Below are 2,563 nucleotides of genomic sequence, written 5' to 3'. Positions count from 1 at the left end.
TGGTATGAGCAGCCTGTTGCGGTGGTCATTATTGTGTCTCTGGTTGTCGGTGCTTTGGTAGGACTGTTGAATTCATTACTGATTATTAAACTGCGTATTCCTGATTTGCTCGCAACCCTTGCAATCATGTATATTGTAAGCGGGATTCACAAAACGTACGCCCAGGGCTATACCATATACAATCATATGCAGTTTCCCGATGGCAGCAAGGCGCCGGGGGAGATATCTCCTGCATTTCTTTTGCTGGGGCAAGGTAAATGGTTGGGTATCCCGATTTCAGTTATTTTACTGTTGCTGGCTGTGGCAGCGGTGCATGTTTTCTTGACCTATACAAAGCATGGGCGTCAAATGTATGTAACGGGTGGAAATGAGGAAGCTGCTCGTCTGTCAGGCATACGGGTAAAAAAAGTCCGTACTCTGGCCTATGTTGCTTCAGGCGTATTTGCGGCGATTGCCGGTATTTTGTATGCCTCGCGAGTAGGCTCAGGCCAAATTGACGCGGGTTCCCCCTTGCTGATGGAGGCGGTAGCTGCAGTATTCGTCGGTTTTTCGGTCTTTGGTGCTGGTAAACCCAATGTCATTGGTACATTTATTGGTGCGGTGTTGATCGGTGTGTTGGTTAATGGACTAACGATGATGAATGTGCAATATTTTGCCCATGATATTGTCAAAGGAGTAGTGCTGGTACTTGCGCTGGCCGTTACTTTTTACGTGTTAAACCGTCGTCGTACTTGAAATTGTCTGTGGACTGTATTACTATAAACCTTGTTCCACGCAAGAAGGGTGCCATAAAACGCCAGTTTCGGCCTATATTGCGGAGGTTAGGTATATTCTATGTATATTTAACGACGAAACGGAAACAGATGATAACATTATGGAAGGCAGTACGCCGCCCGGGTTATTTTATACAGGCGACCTCATATCGGTCATTAACACCGATAACCTTAATGCTGGACTACACTTGAATTGGGAGGTGAATATTATGAATAAAACGGATTTGATCAATCAGGTTTCTGAAAGCACTGAATTGTCCAAAAAGGACGTAACCAAAGCAATCGATGCAGTATTTGAGGCGATCTCTGGAGCGCTGCAAAGCGGAGATAAGGTGCAACTGGTAGGTTTCGGGAACTTTGAGGTTCGTGAACGTTCCGCACGTAAAGGACGTAACCCGCAAACAGGAGAAGAAATCGAAATCCCTGCGAGTAAAATTCCGGCATTTAAACCGGGTAAAGCGCTCAAAGACGGAATTAAATAAGATTTCTTACATATTCCCAATGCGCTGAAAAGACCGTGAATTTGATTCACGGCCTTTTCTTTTTGTCCTGTTTACTTCGTGGTAGAGGTGCTATGGACTGGAGAAGAGGAAGCTGTTCTGCCGTTTCGCGAGGCATAAGCGATCAGCACTAGGGGTTCACCTGTTAGCTCAGCAAATTCATGCTCCAGCTGTTGAAGTCGTTCGATTTGGGCAGGACTGAGATTGGCGGGAAGATAGTTTTTCATCAGATCCGTTCCTTTCTTTAATGGATGGGACTGCACGGATAGTATGGCTCGGGACACGCTAATTGTTGCAGGTAGCGAAGGAAGCATGTAGTTGACAAAACAAGCTTGAATCTCCATCATAAAAAGTATAGCTTCGGCTCTCAGGGAGGAAAAGGACATGGAAGATAATGTGACGGGTAGTAGTGAGTACGTCGTAATTAAAGCGAAAAGCAACGGATGTCAGGTTTTTGGTCTGACCAGAGGTCAGGATACACGCTTGCATCATTCAGAAAAATTGGACAAGGGCGAAGTACTGATCGTCCAATTTACGGATCATACTTCTGCTATTAAAATTCGCGGCAAAGCCGTTGTGATGACCAAGCACGGGGTAGTAGATACGGAGGATTAAAATGCAGGCATAGCCTGCTTTTTTTTGTTGTAGAATGAGAGTGAGGACCTTTACCGTAGCAAACCCACATTATGAGGTAGAGGTCAGGGGAGGCTCTGATGAAACCTTGGATTGTATTCGGTGGCTCCATTCTCATAACCATCGCAGCAGCTGTGTTGCTGCCGTCCTTACAGGTGCTGGACTCAGGAACCGCAGCAGTTCGCGAGACACAGGCGACGATTTCGCCTCAGCAACGGGTGCTGCTGTCGGATGACAATCTGGTGGATACGCTGAATGAGCTGCCGTTGACCACACCGATTGCAAGCGCAAGCTGGGAACATTCAGTCCTGACCCTGGATGTCAAGCTGTCTAAGGAAGAAACTGCCCCACTAGAGATTTATCAGAACATGGCGGAGCTTGCCGCTTTTAGCTTTTACGGAACGACGAATGTACGGCAATTGCTGCTTCGGGTGGTGACACAGGATGAATGGTCAGGAGAACGTCATTTGCTGCTTGCATCCGATATACGCCGGAACGAGTGGACGAACGAGGCATTGGAACAGCTGAGAAGCCGGGAAGGCGCGGAATTGCCAGAGGATTTGAAGTCCCGTTTCCGCATTACAGTAACGCCCATGTGGCAAAACAGGTTTAACGGTGTATATACAGATTAGATGTTTCTGCCGGTGGACCTACTGT

General features: G+C 47.1%; 5 protein-coding genes. 4 read left to right on the top strand and 1 reads right to left on the bottom strand.

Annotation, left to right across the window (positions count from 1 at the left end; genetic code table 11):
• Positions 1–735 (top strand): ABC transporter permease (locus GRP75_RS24135; protein ID WP_160790582.1); only part of this gene is annotated, 735 nt, incomplete at its 5' end.
• Between the two features lie 247 nt (positions 736–982).
• Complete coding sequence (locus GRP75_RS24130; protein WP_013310732.1) at positions 983–1,255, top strand: HU family DNA-binding protein; 273 nt, start codon at positions 983–985, stop codon at positions 1,253–1,255.
• A gap of 71 nt (positions 1,256–1,326) precedes the next feature.
• On the opposite strand, the gene GRP75_RS29355 is transcribed toward GRP75_RS24130, so the two are convergent.
• Positions 1,327–1,620 carry a hypothetical protein gene (locus GRP75_RS29355; RefSeq protein ID WP_034095056.1) on the bottom strand — a complete coding sequence of 98 codons (294 nt, stop codon included), beginning with the start codon at positions 1,618–1,620 and terminating at the stop codon, positions 1,327–1,329.
• Between the two features lie 37 nt (positions 1,621–1,657).
• Between GRP75_RS29355 and mtrB the strand changes: the two genes are divergently transcribed.
• Both mtrB and GRP75_RS24120 read left to right on the top strand, forming a co-directional pair.
• Positions 1,658–1,888, top strand: coding sequence for a trp RNA-binding attenuation protein MtrB (gene mtrB, locus GRP75_RS24125; RefSeq protein ID WP_013310730.1), 231 nt, complete (start codon positions 1,658–1,660; stop codon positions 1,886–1,888).
• A gap of 98 nt (positions 1,889–1,986) precedes the next feature.
• On the top strand, positions 1,987–2,538 hold the full coding sequence (locus tag GRP75_RS24120) for a hypothetical protein (RefSeq protein WP_023989175.1): 552 nt from the start codon (positions 1,987–1,989) through the stop codon (positions 2,536–2,538).
• Positions 2,539–2,563 lie beyond the last annotated feature (25 nt).

Source organism: Paenibacillus sp. OT2-17 (assembly GCF_009827695.1).
Taxonomy (GTDB): domain Bacteria; phylum Bacillota; class Bacilli; order Paenibacillales; family Paenibacillaceae; genus Paenibacillus; species Paenibacillus polymyxa_B.
This window is presented reverse-complemented; position numbering and strand designations above follow the sequence as displayed.